The organism is Ensifer sp. ENS09, assembly GCF_014852425.1.
GTDB lineage: Bacteria > Pseudomonadota > Alphaproteobacteria > Rhizobiales > Rhizobiaceae > Ensifer.
Window position 1 is genome coordinate 63,138 of sequence record NZ_JACVBP010000010.1, and the last position, 18,645, is coordinate 81,782.

Annotated in this window: 15 protein-coding genes; 10 read left to right on the plus strand and 5 right to left on the minus strand. The window is 64.2% G+C overall.

Annotated elements, in window-relative coordinates; genetic code table 11:
- Window positions 1-30: 30 nt before the first annotated feature.
- The 5 genes from IB267_RS32420 to IB267_RS32440 all read left to right on the plus strand — a co-directional run bounded on the left by IB267_RS32420 (window position 31) and on the right by IB267_RS32440 (window position 5,094).
- Window positions 31-1,008 (plus strand): ABC transporter permease, encoded by a 978-nt coding sequence (locus tag IB267_RS32420; protein WP_192451499.1) that lies wholly within the window; start codon window positions 31-33, stop codon window positions 1,006-1,008.
- A gap of 26 nt (window positions 1,009-1,034) precedes the next feature.
- Window positions 1,035-2,057 carry a zinc-binding alcohol dehydrogenase family protein gene (locus tag IB267_RS32425; RefSeq protein WP_192451500.1) on the plus strand — a complete coding sequence of 341 codons (1,023 nt, stop codon included), beginning with the start codon at window positions 1,035-1,037 and terminating at the stop codon, window positions 2,055-2,057.
- A gap of 333 nt (window positions 2,058-2,390) precedes the next feature.
- Complete coding sequence (gene phaZ / locus IB267_RS32430) at window positions 2,391-3,665, plus strand: polyhydroxyalkanoate depolymerase (protein ID WP_192451501.1); 1,275 nt, start codon at window positions 2,391-2,393, stop codon at window positions 3,663-3,665.
- 146 nt (window positions 3,666-3,811) lie between these two features.
- Window positions 3,812-4,231: a DUF2852 domain-containing protein gene (locus IB267_RS32435; protein WP_043624293.1), complete on the plus strand. Its 420-nt coding sequence runs from the start codon at window positions 3,812-3,814 to the stop codon at window positions 4,229-4,231.
- Window positions 4,232-4,341: 110 nt separating this feature from the next.
- Window positions 4,342-5,094 (plus strand): M48 family metallopeptidase, encoded by a 753-nt coding sequence (locus IB267_RS32440; protein ID WP_192451502.1) that lies wholly within the window; start codon window positions 4,342-4,344, stop codon window positions 5,092-5,094.
- A 25-nt stretch (window positions 5,095-5,119) separates the two neighbouring features.
- On the opposite strand, the gene IB267_RS32445 is transcribed toward IB267_RS32440, so the two are convergent.
- Window positions 5,120-5,314, minus strand: a complete 195-nt coding sequence (locus IB267_RS32445; RefSeq protein ID WP_034801662.1) for a YqaE/Pmp3 family membrane protein — start codon at window positions 5,312-5,314, stop codon at window positions 5,120-5,122.
- A 156-nt stretch (window positions 5,315-5,470) separates the two neighbouring features.
- Between IB267_RS32445 and IB267_RS32450 the strand changes: the two genes are divergently transcribed.
- From IB267_RS32450 to IB267_RS32470, 5 genes are all read left to right on the plus strand, one after another.
- Window positions 5,471-6,145 (plus strand): phosphoribosylanthranilate isomerase, encoded by a 675-nt coding sequence (locus tag IB267_RS32450; RefSeq protein ID WP_192451503.1) that lies wholly within the window; start codon window positions 5,471-5,473, stop codon window positions 6,143-6,145.
- A complete protein-coding gene (trpB, locus tag IB267_RS32455) occupies window positions 6,142-7,362 on the plus strand; it encodes a tryptophan synthase subunit beta (RefSeq protein WP_034801666.1) in 1,221 nt (406 codons plus the stop codon). Before IB267_RS32450 ends, trpB begins: the two co-directional genes overlap by 4 nt.
- Before the next feature lie 4 nt (window positions 7,363-7,366).
- Window positions 7,367-8,206, plus strand: a complete 840-nt coding sequence (gene trpA / locus IB267_RS32460) for a tryptophan synthase subunit alpha (RefSeq protein ID WP_192451504.1) — start codon at window positions 7,367-7,369, stop codon at window positions 8,204-8,206.
- Window positions 8,207-8,256: 50 nt separating this feature from the next.
- On the plus strand, window positions 8,257-9,171 hold the full coding sequence (accD, locus tag IB267_RS32465; protein ID WP_192451505.1) for an acetyl-CoA carboxylase, carboxyltransferase subunit beta: 915 nt from the start codon (window positions 8,257-8,259) through the stop codon (window positions 9,169-9,171).
- 152 nt (window positions 9,172-9,323) lie between these two features.
- Entirely contained in the window at window positions 9,324-10,667 is a 1,344-nt protein-coding gene (locus IB267_RS32470) for a folylpolyglutamate synthase/dihydrofolate synthase family protein (protein ID WP_043624311.1), read from the plus strand.
- Between the two features lie 93 nt (window positions 10,668-10,760).
- On the opposite strand, the gene trxA is transcribed toward IB267_RS32470, so the two are convergent.
- The 4 genes from trxA to IB267_RS32490 all read right to left on the minus strand — a co-directional run bounded on the left by trxA (window position 10,761) and on the right by IB267_RS32490 (window position 18,643).
- Window positions 10,761-11,084, minus strand: a complete 324-nt coding sequence (gene trxA / locus IB267_RS32475; protein ID WP_192451506.1) for a thioredoxin — start codon at window positions 11,082-11,084, stop codon at window positions 10,761-10,763.
- Window positions 11,085-11,170: 86 nt separating this feature from the next.
- The gene (gene addA / locus IB267_RS32480; RefSeq protein ID WP_192451507.1) at window positions 11,171-14,737 is read right to left on the minus strand and encodes a double-strand break repair helicase AddA; all 3,567 of its coding nucleotides are present in this window, start codon (window positions 14,735-14,737) and stop codon (window positions 11,171-11,173) included.
- Window positions 14,727-17,909, minus strand: coding sequence for a double-strand break repair protein AddB (gene addB, locus IB267_RS32485; RefSeq protein ID WP_371742689.1), 3,183 nt, complete (start codon window positions 17,907-17,909; stop codon window positions 14,727-14,729). Before addB ends, addA begins: the two co-directional genes overlap by 11 nt.
- A gap of 2 nt (window positions 17,910-17,911) precedes the next feature.
- Window positions 17,912-18,643, minus strand: a complete 732-nt coding sequence (locus tag IB267_RS32490; protein WP_192451509.1) for a nucleotidyltransferase family protein — start codon at window positions 18,641-18,643, stop codon at window positions 17,912-17,914.
- Window positions 18,644-18,645: the final 2 nt, after the last annotated feature.

Consider the following 18,645-nt stretch of genomic DNA (forward strand, 5'->3'; position numbering starts at 1 on the left):
ACAAACTTGAAGGATGCAGGGAGGAAGACGATGAGTGCGGAAACGGTGGAGAGCGGCGCCAGCGCGGCACCACGCAAGGGCGTGAGCATTCTGTTCGGCCTCACCCTCCTGGGGCTACTTCTGTTCCTGTGGATGCTGCTGGGCTTCGCGACCAACAGCTTCTGGACGCCCAACAACATCAGCAACCTGCTGCGCCAGGGGGCGATGACGGCGATCCTGGCAGTTGGCCAGACCTTCGTCATTATCACCGCCGGTATCGATCTGTCGGTCGGTGCCGTGGTCGGCTTCACCAGTGTTATCGTCGCCTGGCTGCTGGCCGCCGGCGTTCCGCTCTGGATTGCCATCATCCTGACGCTCGCCTTCGGTGTCCTGATCGGCGCCTTCCATGCCTTCGGCATCGTGCGCATGGGTCTGCCGCCCTTCATCATCACGCTGGCGACCCTGACTTCGCTGCGCGGTATCGGCCTCCTGATCACCAATGGCTCGACCATTTCGATCACCAATGAGGCCTTCACCAATTTCTCGCGGGCGGATTTCCTGGGCGTTCCCAGCCTGTTCTGGATGGTGATCGTGGTGGCGATCCCGGCCTATGTCTTCCTGCATTTAAGCCGTTTCGGTCGCTATCTCTTTGCTGTCGGCTCCAACAGCGAGGCGGCGCGTCTTTCCGGCGTCAATGTGCATCGCACGATCTATCTCGCCTACATCCTGTCGTCGACCTGCGCCGCCTTCGTCGGCCTGCTGCTTGCCTCGCGCATCGGCATCGGCAACGCCACTCAGGCGGAGGGCTGGGAACTGCAGGCGATCGCCTCGTCGGTCATCGGCGGCACCAGCCTGTTCGGGGCGGTCGGCTCGGTGCATGGGCCGCTGCTCGGCGCGTTCATCCTCGCGACGATCAACAACGGCGCCAACCTCTTGAACGTCAACTCGTTCTGGCAGCGCATCATCACCGGGGTTTTGATCATCGTTATCGTCTATTTCGACCAATTGCGTCGCCGCAGCGCCCGCTAGGCGCTGCCGTATTCGAGAGAATTGCCATGAAAGCCGTGCTCTGCCCGCAACCCGGTCGGCTGGAGGTCGTCGACCGCACGCCAATCGAAACCGTGCCGGACGGTTGGGTCCACCTCGCCGTCAGCCATGTCGGCATCTGCGGTACGGACTACCATATCTTCGCCGGCAAACATCCGTTCCTCGAATATCCGCGGGTCATGGGCCATGAGATTTCGGCAACGGTGATGGCCGGCGGGAAAGGGACGACGATGGCGCCCGGCACGCCGGTCGTGGTCAACCCCTATCTCGCCTGCGGTGCTTGCGTTGCCTGCCGCAAGGGCAAGCCCAATTGCTGCACGGCCATCAAGGTACTCGGCGTTCACACCGACGGCGCGTTCTGCGAGGAGATCGTCGTGCCGGAGGGCAACCTTTATCCGGCGCAGGGCCTTTCGCCGGAGGCAGCCGCCACTGTCGAGTTCCTGGCGATCGGCGCCCACGCAGTCCGCCGTGCATCGACGGATGCAGGGTCGCGGGCGCTGGTCATCGGTGCCGGGCCGATCGGTCTCGGCACCGCGATCTTCTCCCGGATCGCCGGCCATGACGTGGTGCTCGCCGACACCAGCGCGGAGCGGCTGGACTTTGCCGCCCGCAAACTCGGCTTTGCCAAGGGCATCGTCGTGGAAACCGATACCGCGGCGCGCGTTGTCGCGGCGACGGATGGAGACGGTTTCGATGTCGTCTTCGACGCGACCGGGCATGGCGGCTCGATGCAGGCGGCCTTCGCCCACGTCGCCCACGGTGGCACCCTGGTCTTCGTCAGTGTCGTCAAGGACGATATCCGCTTCTCCGATCCAGAGTTCCACAAGCGCGAGATGACGCTGGTCGGCAGCCGCAACGCGACCCGGCAGGATTTCGACCATGTCGTCGCATCGATCGCGTCCGGCCTGGTACCGGTGGAGGCGCTGATCACGCACCGCACCACGCTGGAAGGCGCGGTTGCCGATCTGCCACGATGGGCGGAGGAAAAGACGGGCCTGGTGAAGGCTGTCATTCAAGTGACGGCCGCCTGAGCGATGGCGGGTTTGCTGCATCGCCACAGGGATGCGCACCCCATCTTTGCCACTGAGAGGCGCCAATTATCCCAGAAAAGGCCAGGCATTGCGGCTCGACGCACGAAAATAGCGGAAAACGGCCAGTTTCGAGCAAGCTCGTTTGCAAATCCTCAGGAATCCGGATTCATTCTGGCTTCAGGCCTTGTATCGAGGCGAGACGGGTATATTTGTTGCACTGCACAAGAAAAGTGGTAGTCTGGCAGCGATTGCGGACACCAAGACAAACAATCGCAAGCTTGCGTCCGACCGGGAGCGGCGTTGTCGTTGATTGAACCAAGGGGTACGCTTCCCATGTTCTACCAGCTCTATGAACTGAACCACGCAATGATGGCGCCGTGGCGCACGGCAGCCGACGCCATGCGGCTCGCGTTCAGCAATCCGATGAACCCCGTCTCGCACACCTATTTCGGTCGCGCCGCCGCAGCCGGTCTTGAAGTGTTCGAGCGCTCCACCCGCCGTTATGGCAAGCCGGAGTTCGGTCTTCCCGAGACGGTCGTCGACGGTCAATCGGCTTCGATCTACGAACGCATCGTCTGGCGTGCGCCCTTTTGCAACCTCATTCATTTCGAGCGTGCGGTGCCCAAGGGCCGCGCCCCCGATCCGAAGGTGCTCATCGTCGCGCCGATGTCCGGCCACTATGCGACGCTGCTGCGCGGCACGGTGGAAGCCCTGCTGCCGCATTCCGACATCTATATCACCGATTGGATCGATGCCCGCATGGTGCCGCTCAGCGAAGGCACCTTCGATCTCGACGATTACATCGACTACGTCATCCAGATGCTGCATTTCCTCGGGCCTGACACCCATGTGATCGGCGTCTGCCAGCCCGCGGTGCCGGTGCTTGCTGCCGTCGCATTGATGGAAGCTGCCGATGATCCACTGTCGCCGGCGACGATGACGCTGATGGGCGGACCGATCGACACCCGCATCAACCCGACAGGCGTCAACCAGCTCGCGGAAGAGCGTTCGATCGAATGGTTCCGTGACAATGTCATCATGCCGGTGCCGTGGCCGCAACCGGGTTTCATGCGCATGGTCTATCCGGGATTCCTGCAGCTCTCGGGCTTCATGTCGATGAACCTCGACCGGCACCTGATCGCCCATAAGGAGTTCTTCGCCCACCTGGTGAAGAACGATGGTGACGCCGCCGAAAAGCACCGCGACTTCTACGACGAATATCTCGCGGTCATGGACCTGACGGCTGAATTCTACCTGCAGACGGTGCAGGTGGTGTTCATGCAGCATGCGCTTCCGAAGGGCGAGATGATGCATCGCGGCAAGCGCGTCGACACGACGGCGATCAAGAAGGTGGCGCTCCTGACGGTCGAAGGCGAGAACGACGATATCTCCGGTGTCGGCCAGACCCAGGCGGCGCAGACGATCTGCACCAACATCCCCGACCACATGCGCATGCACTACATGCAGCCGGATGTCGGCCACTACGGCGTCTTCAACGGCTCGCGCTTCCGCCGCGAAATCGCGCCGCGCATCGTCGCTTTCCACCGCGAGCACGCGCGCCACGCAAAACCGGTGAAGCAGCTGATCAAGGGCGGCAAGTCGGCCTGATCTCGGCGGCGCGGCCGTTTTGACCGCGTAGAGTCAAGGGTTTGTCCGATTCCGGGGGAGGGCGTCTTGCAGAGACAAGAGCGCCTTCCCACATCGTTTTCATCGGGCCGCATGGGCGGCCCGGATGATTGCGAGGAATCCTGAAGATGAACCAATCTGCAATGATCCGTCCGGATTGGACGCCCGCGACCATCGCCCTGATGGTGCTTGGCTTCGTGGTCTTCTGGCCGCTCGGCCTGGCCATGCTCGCCTACATTCTCTTTGGCGAAAAGCTCAAGACGTTCAAGAAAGACGCAAACGATACGGTGGATGGCATGTGCTCGGCTTTCAAGCGCGGCGGCCGCCGTTCCAACTGGACGCATCGCACCGGCAACGTCGCCTTCGACGACTGGCGCGAAGCTGAACTTACCCGTCTCGACGAGGAACGCCGCAAGCTCGACGAGATGCGCGAAGAATTCGACAGCTATGCGCGCGAGCTTCGCCGCGCCAAGGACCAGGAAGAGTTCGACCGCTTCATGCGTGACCGCAAGAACGGCGGCTCGGGCCCGATTGTCGAAGCCCACTGACCTGACGAAACCGCTTCCGGCGTTTCATATGAAACGCCGGATCACTTTTGGCATGCACCCCAACCTGTGAACTGTAGGCGAAAGCCCCGCGAATCGGTTAGAAAGCCTGCATGTTCCCTTCCTTCAAGCGGCGCATTCAACCTGCACCACCCGCAACGACGCGGCAGATCGAGGTCGCCGGCAAGTCCCTGCCGCTGACGATCAAGCAGAACGCGCGCGCGACGCGCATGACGCTACGCATCGAGCCGGGCGGCCGGGCTCTGAGGATGACCGTGCCGCAGGGCCTCCCCGAGCGAGAGGTCAACGCCTTCCTGACACGACACCAGGGCTGGCTGATGACCAAGCTCGCGCGCTTCTCTGGCGAGAGCCAGATCGAGGAGGGCGGTTCCATCCTCATTCGCGGCGTCTCCCACCGCATCGAGCGCACCGGCAAGATCCGCGGGCTCACGGAAGCGATCGTGATCGATGACGAACCGGTGCTGCGCGTCAGCGGCGGCGAGGAACACCTCAACCGGCGCATCGTCGATTTCCTGAAGAAGGAAGCCCGCCAGGACCTCGACCGGTTGGTGGCGATCTACACCGGCCGTATCGGCCGACGGGCAAAGTCGCTGTCGCTCAAGGACACGCGCAGCCGCTGGGGATCATGCTCGGCCGACGGGGCGTTGAGTTTCTCCTGGCGCATCGTCATGGCGCCGCCAAGGGTCATCGCCTATCTCGCGGCGCATGAAGTGGCGCATCTGCAGGAAATGAACCACGGCCCGAACTTCTGGGCGCTCTGCGGCAGATTGTGCCCCGATACGGAGGACGCCAAGCGCTGGCTCCGCCGCAACGGCACGATGCTTCACGCGATCGACTTCGATTGAATCCTGGAGGGCGATGAGCGGCTCGTTATGCGCGGTGGCGCAGCGCTTCGCGGATCTTCTCGTCGGTCTTGTATTGGCTGAGGGCATAGACCGACCAGATCGCCGCCGGTACCCAGCCGATCAGCGTCAGTTGCAGGATCAGGCAAATGAGGCCGGCAAAGGGGCGGCCGATGGTAAAAAACTGCAGCCAAGGCAGGATAAGCGCGAGCAACAGGCGCATCAGTCTCTCCGTTGTGGTAAAATGCATATGGTAAAAGCGCGCCTGCCGCGCAAGGGGCGCACACCCGGCGAAGGACGGGTGCAGGGGCGCTGAGTGACCGCTTTTGCGTCGGTTTTTGGCTCGACTCGCGCGGCATTTCATGCAAGGTCGCTTCTCATGAAAACCCAAGTGAAGATATGCGGGCTGAAGACCGCGGAAGCGGCGGAGCGTGCTGTCGCGCTCGGCGCATCCCATGTCGGCTTCATCTTTTTCCCGAAGAGCCCCAGGAACATCGAGCCCGACGATGCCGGCCGCATCGCCGACAGGATTCGCGGCCAGGCGAAGATCGTCGCCGTCACCGTCAATGCCGACAATGACGAGCTCGACGAAATCGTTTCGGCGCTCAACCCGGATATTCTGCAGCTTCATGGCAGCGAGGACGCGGATCGACTGCTGACGGTCAAGGCAATGTATGGCCTTCCCGTCATGAAGGCCTTTTCGGTGCGCGAAGCATCGGACCTTGAAAAGATCGATGCCTATATCGGCATCGCCGATCGCTTCCTCTTCGATGCCAAGCCGCCAAAAGGGTCCGAATTGCCCGGTGGCAACGGCGTTTCCTTTGACTGGAAGCTGCTCGATGCGCTTGACGGAAGCGTCGATTACATGCTTTCCGGGGGTCTTAACGCCGATAACATTGGCGAGGCCATGGCGCAGACCAGCGCGCGTGCCATCGATATCTCCTCCGGCGTCGAGAGCGCGCCGGGCGTCAAGGATCTGAAGCTCATGGAATCGTTTTTCAATGCCGTTCGCCAGGCAGAGGCGGACATGCCACGGTCAGGGAGCAGGACGTGAACCAGGCGCCAAAGTTGAATTCCTTCCGGGGTGGCCCGGACGAGGACGGCCGTTTCGGTATCTTCGGCGGCCGCTTCGTGGCCGAAACTCTGATGCCGCTGATCCTCGATCTCCAGAACGAGTGGGACAACGCGAAGAACGATCCGGCCTTCAAGGCGGAGCTGGAACATCTCGGCGCGCATTATATCGGCCGCCCGAGCCCGCTCTACTTCGCTGAACGGCTGACGGCGGAGCTTGGCGGCGCCAAGATCTACTTCAAGCGCGAAGAGCTGAACCACACCGGTTCCCACAAGATCAACAATTGCATTGGCCAGATCCTGCTCGCCAAGCGCATGGGCAAGACGCGCATCATCGCTGAGACCGGCGCCGGCCAGCATGGCGTGGCCTCGGCAACCGTCGCCGCCCGCTTCGGCCTGCCCTGCGTCGTCTACATGGGTGCGACCGACGTCGAGCGCCAGGCGCCGAACGTTTTCCGCATGAAGCTCCTGGGCGCCGAGGTAAAGCCGGTAACCGCCGGCAGCGGCACGCTCAAGGATGCCATGAACGAGGCGCTGCGTGACTGGGTCACCAATGTCGACAACACCTACTATCTGATCGGCACGGCTGCCGGCCCGCATCCCTATCCGGAGATGGTCCGCGATTTCCAGGCCGTCATCGGCCAGGAAGCCAAGGAGCAGATGCTCGCTGCCGAAGGCCGGCTGCCGGATCTCGTCATTGCCGCCGTCGGCGGTGGCTCCAACGCGATCGGCATCTTCCATCCGTTCCTCGATGACGAGAGCGTCAAGATCGTCGGCGTCGAAGCCGGCGGCAAGGGCATTGAAGGCGACGAGCATTGCGCCTCGATCACCGCCGGTTCGCCGGGCGTGCTGCACGGCAACCGCACCTATCTGCTGCAGGACGGCGACGGACAGATCAAGGAAGGCCATTCGATTTCGGCCGGCCTCGATTATCCCGGCATCGGTCCGGAGCACGCCTGGCTCAACGATGTCGGCCGCGTCGAATACGTGCCGATCATGGACCACGAAGCGCTCGAAGCCTTCCAGACGCTGACCCGTCTCGAGGGCATCATCCCGGCGCTCGAGCCGTCGCATGCGCTTGCCGAGGTGATCAAGCGCGCGCCGAAGATGGGCAAGGACGAGATCATCCTGATGAACCTCTCCGGCCGTGGCGACAAGGACATCTTCACCGTCGGCAAGTTACTGGGAATGGGGCAGTAAGATCATGACCGCACGCATGGACAAGCGATTTGCCGATGTCGCGGCCGAAGGACGTCCGGTCCTCGTCACCTATTTCATGGGCGGCGATCCGGATTTCGAGACGTCGGTCTCGATCATGAAGGCGCTGCCGAAGGCCGGCGCCGACGTCATCGAACTCGGCATGCCGTTCTCTGACCCGATGGCCGACGGCCCGGCGATCCAGTTGGCTGGCCAGCGCTCACTGAAGGGCGGCCAGACGCTTGAAAAGACGCTCGAAATCGCCCGCCGCTTCCGCGAGGACGACGAGCGCACGCCGATCGTGCTCATGGGCTATTACAACCCGATCTATATCTACGGCGTCGATCGCTTCCTGACGGATGCGCTTTCAGCCGGGATCGACGGCCTGATCGTCGTCGACCTGCCGCCGGAAATGGACGACGAACTCTGCATCCCGGCGCTGGAAAAGGGCATCAACTTCATTCGCCTGGCGACGCCGACCACGGACGACCGTCGCCTGCCGAAGGTGCTCGAAAACACCTCCGGTTTCGTCTACTACGTGTCGATGAACGGTATCACCGGATCGGCTCTGCCCGATCCGTCGTTGATCGGTGGCGCCGTCGGGCGTATCAAGGCACACACCAATCTGCCCGTTTGCGTCGGTTTCGGCGTCAAGACGGCGGAACATGCAAGGGCCATCGGAGCATCTGCCGATGGTGTGGTCGTCGGTACGGCGATCGTCAACCAGATCGCGTCGAGCCTGACCGAAGAGGGCAAGGCGACCGATGCGACGGTTCCGGGTGTCGAAGCGCTGGTGAGAGGGCTCTCGGCAGGCGTGCGGTCCGCACGTCTCGCAGCAGCCGAATAATTGCCTATATTAGCGCGCACAACCCGAAGGAAATCTTCAGGAGTTACTAAGTGAACTGGATCACAAACTACGTTCGGCCGAAGATCAACTCGATGCTGGGCCGCCGGGAAGTTCCGGAAAATCTCTGGATCAAGTGCCCGGAAACCGGCGAGATGGTGTTCCACCGCGATCTCGAGGAAAACAAGTGGGTCATCCCGCAGTCCGGCTTCCACATGAAGATGCCGGCCAAGGCGCGGTTGAAGGACCTGTTCGACGGCGGCATTTTTGAAGCGCTTCCGCAGCCGAAGGTTGCTCAGGATCCGCTGAAGTTCCGCGATTCCAAGAAGTACTCGGACCGTCTGCGCGACAGCCGTGCCAAGACCGAACTTGAAGACACGATCGTTGCCGGTCTCGGCCGCGTCCAGGGCGTCAAGCTCGTCGCCGTCGTGCACGAATTCAACTTCATCGGCGGCTCGCTCGGCATGGCTGCCGGCGAGGCGATCATCAAGGCGTTCGAACGGGCAATTTCCGAGAAGTGCCCGCTGGTCATCTTCCCGGCTTCCGGCGGCGCCCGCATGCAGGAAGGCATCCTGTCGCTGATGCAGCTGCCGCGCACCACGGTTGCCGTCAACATGCTCAAGGAAGCGGGCCTTCCCTATATCGTCGTGCTCACCAATCCGACCACCGGTGGCGTTACCGCATCCTACGCGATGCTCGGCGACATCCACATGGCTGAGCCGGGCGCTGAAATCGGCTTTGCCGGCAAGCGCGTGATCGAGCAGACCCTGCGCGAGAAGCTGCCGGAAGGTTTCCAGACGTCGGAATATCTGCTGGAGCATGGCATGGTCGACATGGTCGTCAAGCGCCATGATCTGCCGTCGACGCTCGCCCGGGTTCTGAAGATCCTGATGAAGAAGCCGGCGGAAGCCTCGAAGCTCAACGGCGGCACGCAGCCGGCCGCCTTGCCGGTCGCTGCCAGCGCCTGAAGTGCTGCGTCGGCTGAACTGTATAGAACAAAATGATGCATCTCCGCGATTTCTTGTGAGCGGGGATGCTGCAACTCAGGGCGTTACAGCGATCGGTAGACGGCCTATAGGGCGCGCCCTGTAGCAGCAGCGTGTCGGGGCGGGGTTAAGAGATGGCAGCGGTGGAAGCCAGCGAAGCGGGCTATGAGATCGAAAAACTTCTCGCCCTTCACCCCAAGGGCTTCGACCTGTCGCTGGACAGGATCACCCGGCTTCTCGCAGCTCTCGGCAATCCCCAGGACCGCCTGCCGCCGGTGATCCATGTCGCCGGTACCAACGGCAAGGGCTCGGCAACCGCGTTTTCTCGGGCGATCCTGGAAGCAGCCGGCCTCAGTGTTCACGTCCATACCTCGCCACATCTCGTCAACTGGCACGAGCGCTATCGCCTGGGCGTCAAGGGCGGCAAGGGGAAGCTCGTCAGCGATCCCGTTCTCGCCGATGCCGTGCGTCGCGTTGCTGAAGCCAATGGCGGCGAGAAGATCACCGTCTTCGAGATCCTGACCGCCGTTACCTTCGTGCTCTTTGCCGAGCATCCGGCCGATGTCGCGATCATCGAGGTCGGCCTTGGCGGTCGTTTCGATGCGACCAACGTCATTGCCCGTCCGGCCGTTTCGGTCGTCATGCCGATCTCGCTCGACCATCAGGCCTATCTCGGCGATCGGGTGGAGCTGATTGCCGCCGAAAAGGCAGGCATCATGAAGCGTGGTTGCCCTGTGGTGATCGGCCAGCAGGAGGAAGAGGCCGCCCGGGATGTGCTGGTCTCGACCGCCGAGCGCCTCGGCTGCCCGATGTTCGTCTACGGCCAGGATTTCATGGCGCATGAGGAGTTCGGTCGCCTCGTCTATCAGGACGAAGGCGGGCTGGCCGACCTGCCGCTGCCGAAGCTGCCGGGCCGCCACCAGTATGCCAATGCCGCAGCGGCGATCCGCGCGGTACGGGCCGCCGGTTTCGATGTGTCAGAAGCGGCGATCGAGCGTGGTCTTGCGGGCGTCGAATGGCCCGGACGCCTGCAGCGGCTGACCAGCGGCAAACTCACGCATTACGGTCCGGTTGGCGCGGAAATCTGGGTCGATGGCGGCCACAATCCCGGTGCTGGCCAGGTGATCGCCGAGGCGATGGCAACCTTCGAGGAGCGCGAATCGCGACCCTTGTTCCTGATCATCGGCATGATCAACACCAAGGAGCCGATCGGCTACTTCCGCGCCTTCCTCGATCTCGCTGAACAGGTTTTCACCGTTCCGATCCGCGGCTCCGATGCTGGGCTTGATCCGGTGGCGCTTGCCAGCGACGCCGCATCGGTCGGCTTCGAGGCGTCCGCGGTCTCGTCCGTCGCCGAGGCGCTGACGATCATCTCCAATCTGGTCGACGAAGACCCGGCGCCGCCGCGCATCCTGATCGGCGGCTCGCTCTATCTGGTGGGCGACGTGCTTGCCGACAACGGCACGCCGCCGAAGTGATCAAGGTCTGGCTCAGCCAGCCCGTTTCCAGATTGAAGACAAGAAAAAAGCCCGGCATGCCGGGCTTTTAATATTCTCAGCGGTGAATCCGCCTTATGCGACCGCCGTGGAGATCCACGAGGACAGAGCCGTCTTCGGAGCGGCGCCAACCTTGATGTCGGCCACTTCGCCGGCCTTGAACATGGCGAGCGTCGGGATCGAGCGAACGCCGTACTGGGCGGCCAGTTCCGGGTTTTCGTCGATGTTGAGCTTGGCAACCTTGACCTTGCCGGCGAGTTCGTTCGAGATTTCCTCGAGGCTCGGCGCGATCATCTTGCACGGGCCGCACCATTCAGCCCAGAAATCGACAACCACCGGCTCGGCGGAGTTCAGCACTTCCTGCTGAAAATTGGACGTATCGACCTTTACAGTAACCATAGGCTGCTCCTTGCGTTCGGAATGTCAGTATCCAGATGTTGTGTCTCATGTGAGAAGGCACCGCTGGATTTTCAATATCGGGTATCTCACTTTGTCGCGAGGTCTTCAAGGCTCCTGTCGAGCGCTTGATCGGGAACGACGTGGATTGCCGGCCCCTCGGTGAAGATCAGCACGCATCGAAACACATGCGTCGGATAAAGCGGCTGCAGGAGCGCGCGGTAGATTGCAAGCTGCGCCGTGTAGGCGAAGGGAATGTCGCCAGGCGATGGCGGCACCTGCCGATTGGTCTTGAAGTCGGCAATCGTCACGACGCCATCGCCGACGGCCAGCCGGTCGATCCGGCCGGAAACCGCGTGCTCGCGCTTGCCGAGCGTCAGCGTGCCCATGACCGAAACCTCGGCCCGGCTGCTCGCGGAGAACACTGCGCCGAGATCCGGATGGGCGAGCACCGTTTCGATGCTGGCGATCAGTGCGGCGCGCTGTGCCGGCGGCCAGTTGGGCACGGATCGTTCGAGATAGCGTTCGGCCGCGGCCCGGCGATCGTCTCCCGCCATCGAGGGCAGAACCTGCAGCAGGCGGTGCAGGATGGCGCCCCGCAGCATCGAGAGATTTGCCGGCGCCTTTTCCGAGAAAAGAGCCGAGCCGACGAGCGCATCGCCGTCATCCTCGTCGACCGCAATGCCGACGCCGGAAGGGGTGAGCGGGCGCGGTAGCCGCTTTTGCGGCGGCAACGGCGTCGAAAGCGCCTTCGGCAGCGTGGTGGTGGGACGGCCGGAATCGGCCGAGCGTGCATCGCCGGAGGGCAGATCGCGCTCGAGCTGTTTGTCGCGCCAGGCATGGCCGGACCATTCCTCGCCGCCTGCATGGAAGCTGGTCGGGTGGCCGCGGCCGCTTTCATCTCCGGCAAGGCTCGCCTGCACCATGGCATGCCATGTATCGGCAACGGCCCGCTGGCCGCGATAACCGCAGACGATCAGGCGGTCGGCGGCGCGGGTCATGCCGACATAGAGCAGGCGACGATATTCCTCCTCTGCCAGCGTCTTCAGGCGCTCGCCGTCGGCGCTGATGAGCGAGTTCGATTCCGCGCCCGGCGCGCGCCACACCGGAAGCGGCAGGACGGTGCCATCCCTCTGGGTCAGTTCCAGAAAGCGGAGAGAGGGTACATGCTGGTTGCTGAACGCCGCCCCGCCACCATCGGCAAGGAAGACGACCGGCGCTTCCAGCCCCTTGGCTGCGTGCACGGTCATGATCCGGACTTCGTCGCGTTCCTTGTCCTGCTCGCGCTTGACCGTCGGTGCTTCCATTTCCAGCGTCGAGACGAAGGCTTGTAGGCCGGGCAGGCCGCTTCGCTCCTGGTCGAGCGCGAAGGTCAGGAACTCATCGAGAATGTCGCTGACCTCGGTGCCGAGGCGCGCGAGAAAGGCGGCGCGGCCGCCATGCATGCCGAGGACGCGGGCATAGAAGTCATGCGGCGCCAGTTGGCTTGCGAGCGCCATGTAGGATTTCAGCGTTCGCGCCGTCTGGTGAAACAGGATGCCGTCATCGGCTTCGTGCTGCAGCCGCTGCCAAAGGCTTTCGCCCTCGCCGCGCCGGGCCGCGAGTTCGAACAGCGCGTCCTCGCCGAGGTTGAACAGCGGGCTCTTCATCAGCGCGGCCAGCGACAGGTCGTCCTGCGGCAAAAGCACGAACCGCCCGAGGGCGAGCAGGTCCTGCACGGCAATATGCTTGGTGAGCACCAACCGGTCGGCGCCGGCGACGGGAATGTTGTTGCGGCGCTTGAGCGCTCTCGTCAGCGCGTTGACAAAGGCGTCGCGTTTGCGAACCAGCACGATGACGTCGCCCGGACGCATCGGCCGGCGAACTCCCTTCTCGACGATCGTCTCCTTGCCGATCCAGCTTTCCAGCGTGGCTGCGATCCGGCGGGCGAGGATATTGACCGGCGCGCTCTCCGGTGTCGCGTCGAAGGCGGCGGTCCATTCCTCGTCCGTATCCACCGGTTCGGCGGCGATCACGTCCCAGATGTCGACGGCGCCGGGATGGCCGATGCGGTTCGAAGCATGCACCACCGGCTCGCTGCGGGCGCTGAGGCCCCGCGCATGCGCCGGATTGGCAAAGACGGCGTCGACGGCCGACAGCACGTCGACGGTCGAGCGGAAGGAGAGCTGCAGGCGGATCGGCTCGAAAGCCTTGCCGCCGTCGCGCACCCGCCGTTCGGTCTCCTGGCTCTCGCGCGAAAAACGCTCCGGACGCGCACCCTGGAACGAGTAGATCGACTGTTTCTCGTCACCGACGGCAAACATCGTGCGGGCCGCACCGCGTGCGCTCTCGCCCGAGAAGAAATCCGAAGCCAGCGCTTGGATGATCGTCCACTGCGCCGGGCTGGTGTCCTGCGCCTCGTCGACGAGGATATGGTCGATGCCCTGATCGAGCTTGTAGTGCACCCAGGCGCTGACATCGCCGCGGGCAAAGAGTGCTGCCGTTCGGTTGATCAGGTCCTCGAAATCGAGCTGGCTGCGCCGCCGCTTCAGTTCTTCATAGTCGGCATTCAGGCGCTCGGCGAGCGTCAACGCCGCCAGCGTCGCCTCGAACATCCGGAGGATGCTGATGTGATCGATGCTGGCGACGACATGGCGGTAGGCCTCGTCCAAGAGGTCGATGAGATCGGGGGCAGCCTGCTGCATCGCCTTGTTGAGAAAGGCGGATTGCGCCCGCGGCTTGCCGGTGCCGGTGAAGAACAGATGACGCAGGCCGTCATAGCGCGCGCCGAGGTCCGTCATCTTCGAAACGGTCCGCAGTCCCTCCGCGAAGTCGAGCACCTTCGTGCCGCCGACGCTGGCGGCGAGCGAGAAGTACCGCTCAAGCGCCGCGCCGTTCAGACCCGCCAAGGGCCAGATCGTCGCCATGGCGCTGTCGACGCTTTCCCCCGGGACTAGCTTCAACGCCCGGCGCAGCTCGGCCTCCGTGCCGCCGAGCCCGTCGGCGTGTTCGAGGAAGACCTGGATCGCGGTTCGGTTTCCGACGATTGCGGCCAGCAGTTTTTCCAGGCCGGTATCGTCGGCGATGTCGAGTACGGTGGCAAAGGCGTGGGCAAGCGCCGGATCGTCCTTGGCCGCAGTCGCGGTCAGCAGCAGCCGGCGCGCATCGGCCAGCAGAACCGCAGCCGCGCGATCGTCGAGAACTGAGAAATGGCCGGCGACGTTGGCCTCCAGCGGGAACTGGTGCAGCAGCGCCTCGCAAAAGGCGTGGATCGTCTGGATCTTCAGGCCGCCCGGGGTCTCCAGCGCGCGTGCGAACAGGCGGCGCGCCTCCTGCAGCTTCAAACGCCCAGGCCGTTCGCCCTCGATCGCCTCGATCCGCTTTTCCAGCGTCGCGTCGTCGAGCGTTACCCATTCGGCCAGCCGTTCGAAGACGCGGTTCGACATTTCGGACGCCGCCGCCTTGGTATAGGTGAGGCAGAGGATCGCCGATGGGCGGCAGCCGGCAAGCAGCAGCCGGATCACCCGCTGGGTCAGCACATGGGTCTTGCCGGAGCCGGCATTGGCCGACACCCAGGCGGAGCGGTCCGGGTCCGAGGCCAGCGACTGCCGGCGCGAGGTCCAGTCGAGCCAGCCTTGCGGCGTCGCCTGCTCGGGGCCGAGGCTGTCATCCCTCATCGCCATCCTCCTCTTCGCTGTCGGCTGTCGACCATTCGGCTACGCGCGCCAAATGGTCGTATTCGCCGCCATAATCGCGCTCCTTTTGAACAATCACGCGCGAGGCAAAGCCATGTTTTCCGGAGAGCAGCGCAGCCAGCAGCTTCCTGAGTTCGGCAAGCGACTCGTCCGCAAGCTGATCGGCCGACTTCGTCTCCTTCGACTTGCTGCCTTCGTTGTTGACCGGTTCCGATTTGAAGCGCGCGCCGGGCTTGAGCCGGACATAGAGCAGTGACTGCGGATGGCTGGGCGGCATGTCCTTGAAGGCGCCGGCCTTGAGCGCGGCCGCTTCCAGCGCCAGCTGCGGGTCGAGCAGCACGCGCGCCTCCTTGGTCGATGGGCTGGAGCCGGTCTTGTAGTCGATGATCTCGACGCTGCCGTCGGTTAGCGTATCGAGCCGGTCGGCAATGCCGGTCAGCCGCATGTCGGCGACGCCGAGTTCCATCGATGCCGCGACTTCTGTGCGCGATCGGCGGATGAAGCGTGCGCGTTCGCGCTCCCATTTGATGAAGGCCAGACCGACGGCCGCGAAGCGTGGACGCCAGATCGTGTCGATATGGGTGGGCAGTCGCGCCTCGTTAAAAGCCTCGTTCAGCAGCCGGTGCATGATATCTTCGGCCGACGGCGACATCAGATCGACGCCGGAGCGCACGAAACGCTCGACGATCTGGTGGTAGAGCGTGCCGCGCTCGGCCGGGCCGGGGTCGCTGTTGAATGGCAGCAGCGGGTGCAACCGAAGAATGCGTCGCGCATAGATCGCATAGGGGTCGCGCCGCAGTCGTGACACTTCGCTGAAGGAGTATTTGCGCGGCTGCAGGTCTGCCGGTGGCTTGGGGGCAGGGCGCTCGGCCAGCGGCTGGCGGCCGCCATCGTCCAGCATGCGGGCCCAGGCGAGATAGTCGGCGCCATTGGCATGCAGCACTTGCGTCAGCCGCTCGCCGCCGAGCGCCAGCAGCCGCTGCAGCCAGCGCGAGGCGACAGTCGGTGCAGCGCCCTGGCGCATCGAGCGGGTGAAGATCAGCCGCCGTGTGCCGCAGGCCATCTGGAAGTCGTGCGCAAGCTGGCCGATGCGTCGTTCGGGCGGCTCGAGACCGATGCCGGTCTTCATGGTGCGCGACAGGAAGGGATCGTTGGCGGTCTGGCCCGGCCAGTTGCCCTCGTTCAGGCCGCCGAGAACCACCAGGTCCATGCTCTGCAGGCGCGATTCCAACGCGCCGAAGATGAACACCCGCGGATGGCGCATGGAGCGCGGTTTGACCGAGGCGCTGGCCGACAGTGCCTCGACGACATCGCACCATTGCGGCCCGTCCGCAGTCATCTGGCCGTCGGTTTCGATGATGCCGCGAAGGAGGGTTGCGAGCGTATCGGCGGCCTCGCCGGACCAGAGCCCACCGAGGTCGCCGCGCTCATCGGCTGAGGCTGCTTCCAGGGCCTCGCCGGTGCGCATCGCCCAGTCGGCAAAGCTGAACTCGTCCGAGAACACGCGGCTGCCGTCCCGGCTGCGCGTCAGCGCGGAGGCAAGCGGTGCGACCGCGAGACTGATCTTCGCCGCCACGTCGCGGGCGGCCTGAAGCGCGTCATCACCGATTCCGATGCGCCATTCCGGCGGGTGGCGATCGGCCCTGTGCCGGACGATCGCCGCGTCGAGCACAGCTTCGAGGGTCAGCAGATCGACTGTCGCGGTGCTGCCGCGCAGTGCCATGCGTTCCAGCGCGTCGGCGCCTTCGCGCATCCTGTCGCGGGCAAGCCCGAAGCGGGCCAGCGGATGCTTGAGCAACGCGACGAACGGCACGGGATCGCCGGGGCGCAGGCAGGCTTCCAGAAGCAGCCGCAGCAGGCTGCCCTGCGGCGTCGCGGTAAGAGGCGTGCCGGCGGAATCGTCGGCCTCGATGCCGAAGCGGGCAAGCTCGGCGCCGACCCGCCGTGCGAGATTGCGGTCGGGCGTGATCAGCGCCGCCTGGCTCTCGTCGCTGCCTTCGAGCGCGAGCCGCAAGGCGACGGCGATCGCGGCCGCTTCCTCGCGCTCGTTGGCGGTTTCGATGAGCGCTGCATCCTCGAAGGCTTGCTGCAGCAACGCGGGATCCAGTTCGCTACGCATCTCGGTCCAGGCATTGGTCGCCTTGGCCGGCAGAAGTGCGTGCGACAGGATCTCGGCCCGGAAGTCGAGATCGACCTCGGCGCTGGCCAAGGTGATTACGTCGGGCCGCAGAACGGCCATGCGCTTTAGCAGCCGGTAGAAGCCGTATTGCGGGTGGCTGCGGCTTGCCGGGTCCGGCCTGCCGTCAAGGGCGGCATCAGCGACGATCATGTCCCATTCGGCCTCGCTCATAGTCTGGTCGAGGCCAGGCAGTACGATCGTGCCATTGGGCAGCTTCTGCACGGCGGCAATAAGTGCTGCCGTTGCGGGAATGGAGCCGGTCGAGCCGGCAATGATGATCGGGCCTTCGATCTTGCCGCCGGCGATGCGCTGCGTCTCGGCCTGCAGGATGGCGTTGCGGTGGCGCGCGGGCGAGGATTGTTTCAGCTCCTCGAGCCGCTCCGGCCAGTAGCTACGGGCGATCTTCAGGAATTCGAGCGTCAGCTGCCACCAGAGCGCGTGTTCGCCGGCATCGAGCTTGTCGAGCTTGTCCCAGTTGAGCTCTTCCGTCTCCATCGCATCGACGAGGTCGGCAAGGTTGCGCGCAAGCCAGATCGCATCGGCGGGACTTGCCGGCGCTATCAGCGGGCTCTCCGCATGAATGTCGAGCACCACCTTCGGCAGCCGGTTGCGCCAGGCGAGGATCAGCCGGCCAAGCTCGATCAGGCGTGCGGTGCCGGGAAGGGGCGGAGCCAGATCGAGGATCGCCGGTACCTCGGCATCGAAGAAGCCGCTGTCGTCTTCGGTCTCGCCGAGCGCCTTGATGGTGGGCAGGATGGTGGAGCGGCCGCCGAGCAGGTCGACGAACTCGGACCGGAGCACGCGGGCCGAGCGCCGCGTCGGCACGAAGATCGTCACGCCCGCGAGCGGCAGGGGATCGGCCGGGTCGTAGCGGAAGTCCGGGGTCAGGCTACCGTCACAAAGCTTTTCGGCGAGCGTCTTCAGGAAGGGGAGACCGGGCGGGATCGTGAAGACGTTGGACCGGCGGCCACGCACGCTCATCCCTCCGGCTGGTGGCGGCGGATCGCCGCCTCCGCTTCGCCGATTGCCTCGGGCGTTCCGACCGTCATCCAGTGACCGTCGAGCAGCAGGCCGTAAAGACGGCCCTCTTCGGCGGCGCGATCGAAATAGATGTTGAGATTGAAGGCGTCGTCGGGTGCGTCGGCAAAGAGCCGGGAATGCAGCGCGATTGCGCCGGCATAGACGACCGGGTTTGGCAGGCCTTCGGCGTAGCGCGTGAGCTTGCCGTCGTCACCCAGCGAGAAATCCCGCTTGCCGTTGTGTCCGGTCGTATCCTCGTCGCGCACGCACAGGAGCAGCATATCCATGCGCTCCGCGTCGAAGGCGGCGGCGAGGCGCGTCAGGTTGCTTGGCTTGCCCTTGGGCTCGCCGACCCAGAAGAGATCGGCATTCATCACCAGAACCGGACCTTCCGGCAGCAGTTTCAGCCCCTTGGCAAGGCCGCCGCCGGAATTCATCAGGGCCTCGCGCTCGTCCGAAATCACGATCTCCGGGGCACTGCGCTGGCTGAGATGGCCCTCCATCTGGTCGGCGAAATGGTGAACGTTGACCGCGGCCGTGCTGACGCCGGCCTCCACCAGGAGGTCCAGGACGTAGTCGATCATCGGCTTGCCGGCGATCTCGACGAGCGGCTTCGGCATCGTGTTGGTGATCGGACGAAGACGGGTGCCGAGGCCCGCGGCGAGCACCATCGCATTGCTGATCGACATTG

What these genes read in the sequence shown, in the direction of transcription:
- IB267_RS32450 (WP_192451503.1), top strand. Translation starts at nt 5,471, where the DNA reads ATGAAAACCCAAGTGAAGATATGCGGGCTGAAGACCGCGGAAGCGGCG.
- trpA (WP_192451504.1), top strand. Translation starts at nt 7,367, where the DNA reads ATGACCGCACGCATGGACAAGCGATTTGCCGATGTCGCGGCCGAAGGA.
- IB267_RS32420 (WP_192451499.1), top strand. Translation starts at nt 31, where the DNA reads ATGAGTGCGGAAACGGTGGAGAGCGGCGCCAGCGCGGCACCACGCAAG.
- IB267_RS32435 (WP_043624293.1), top strand. Translation starts at nt 3,812, where the DNA reads ATGAACCAATCTGCAATGATCCGTCCGGATTGGACGCCCGCGACCATC.
- IB267_RS32470 (WP_043624311.1), top strand. Translation starts at nt 9,324, where the DNA reads ATGGCAGCGGTGGAAGCCAGCGAAGCGGGCTATGAGATCGAAAAACTT.
- IB267_RS32445 (WP_034801662.1), bottom strand. Translation starts at nt 5,314, where the DNA reads ATGCGCCTGTTGCTCGCGCTTATCCTGCCTTGGCTGCAGTTTTTTACC.
- trxA (WP_192451506.1), bottom strand. Translation starts at nt 11,084, where the DNA reads ATGGTTACTGTAAAGGTCGATACGTCCAATTTTCAGCAGGAAGTGCTG.
- IB267_RS32425 (WP_192451500.1), top strand. Translation starts at nt 1,035, where the DNA reads ATGAAAGCCGTGCTCTGCCCGCAACCCGGTCGGCTGGAGGTCGTCGAC.
- IB267_RS32440 (WP_192451502.1), top strand. Translation starts at nt 4,342, where the DNA reads ATGTTCCCTTCCTTCAAGCGGCGCATTCAACCTGCACCACCCGCAACG.
- addA (WP_192451507.1), bottom strand. Translation starts at nt 14,737, where the DNA reads ATGAGGGATGACAGCCTCGGCCCCGAGCAGGCGACGCCGCAAGGCTGG.
- phaZ (WP_192451501.1), top strand. Translation starts at nt 2,391, where the DNA reads ATGTTCTACCAGCTCTATGAACTGAACCACGCAATGATGGCGCCGTGG.
- IB267_RS32490 (WP_192451509.1), bottom strand. Translation starts at nt 18,643, where the DNA reads ATGTCGATCAGCAATGCGATGGTGCTCGCCGCGGGCCTCGGCACCCGT.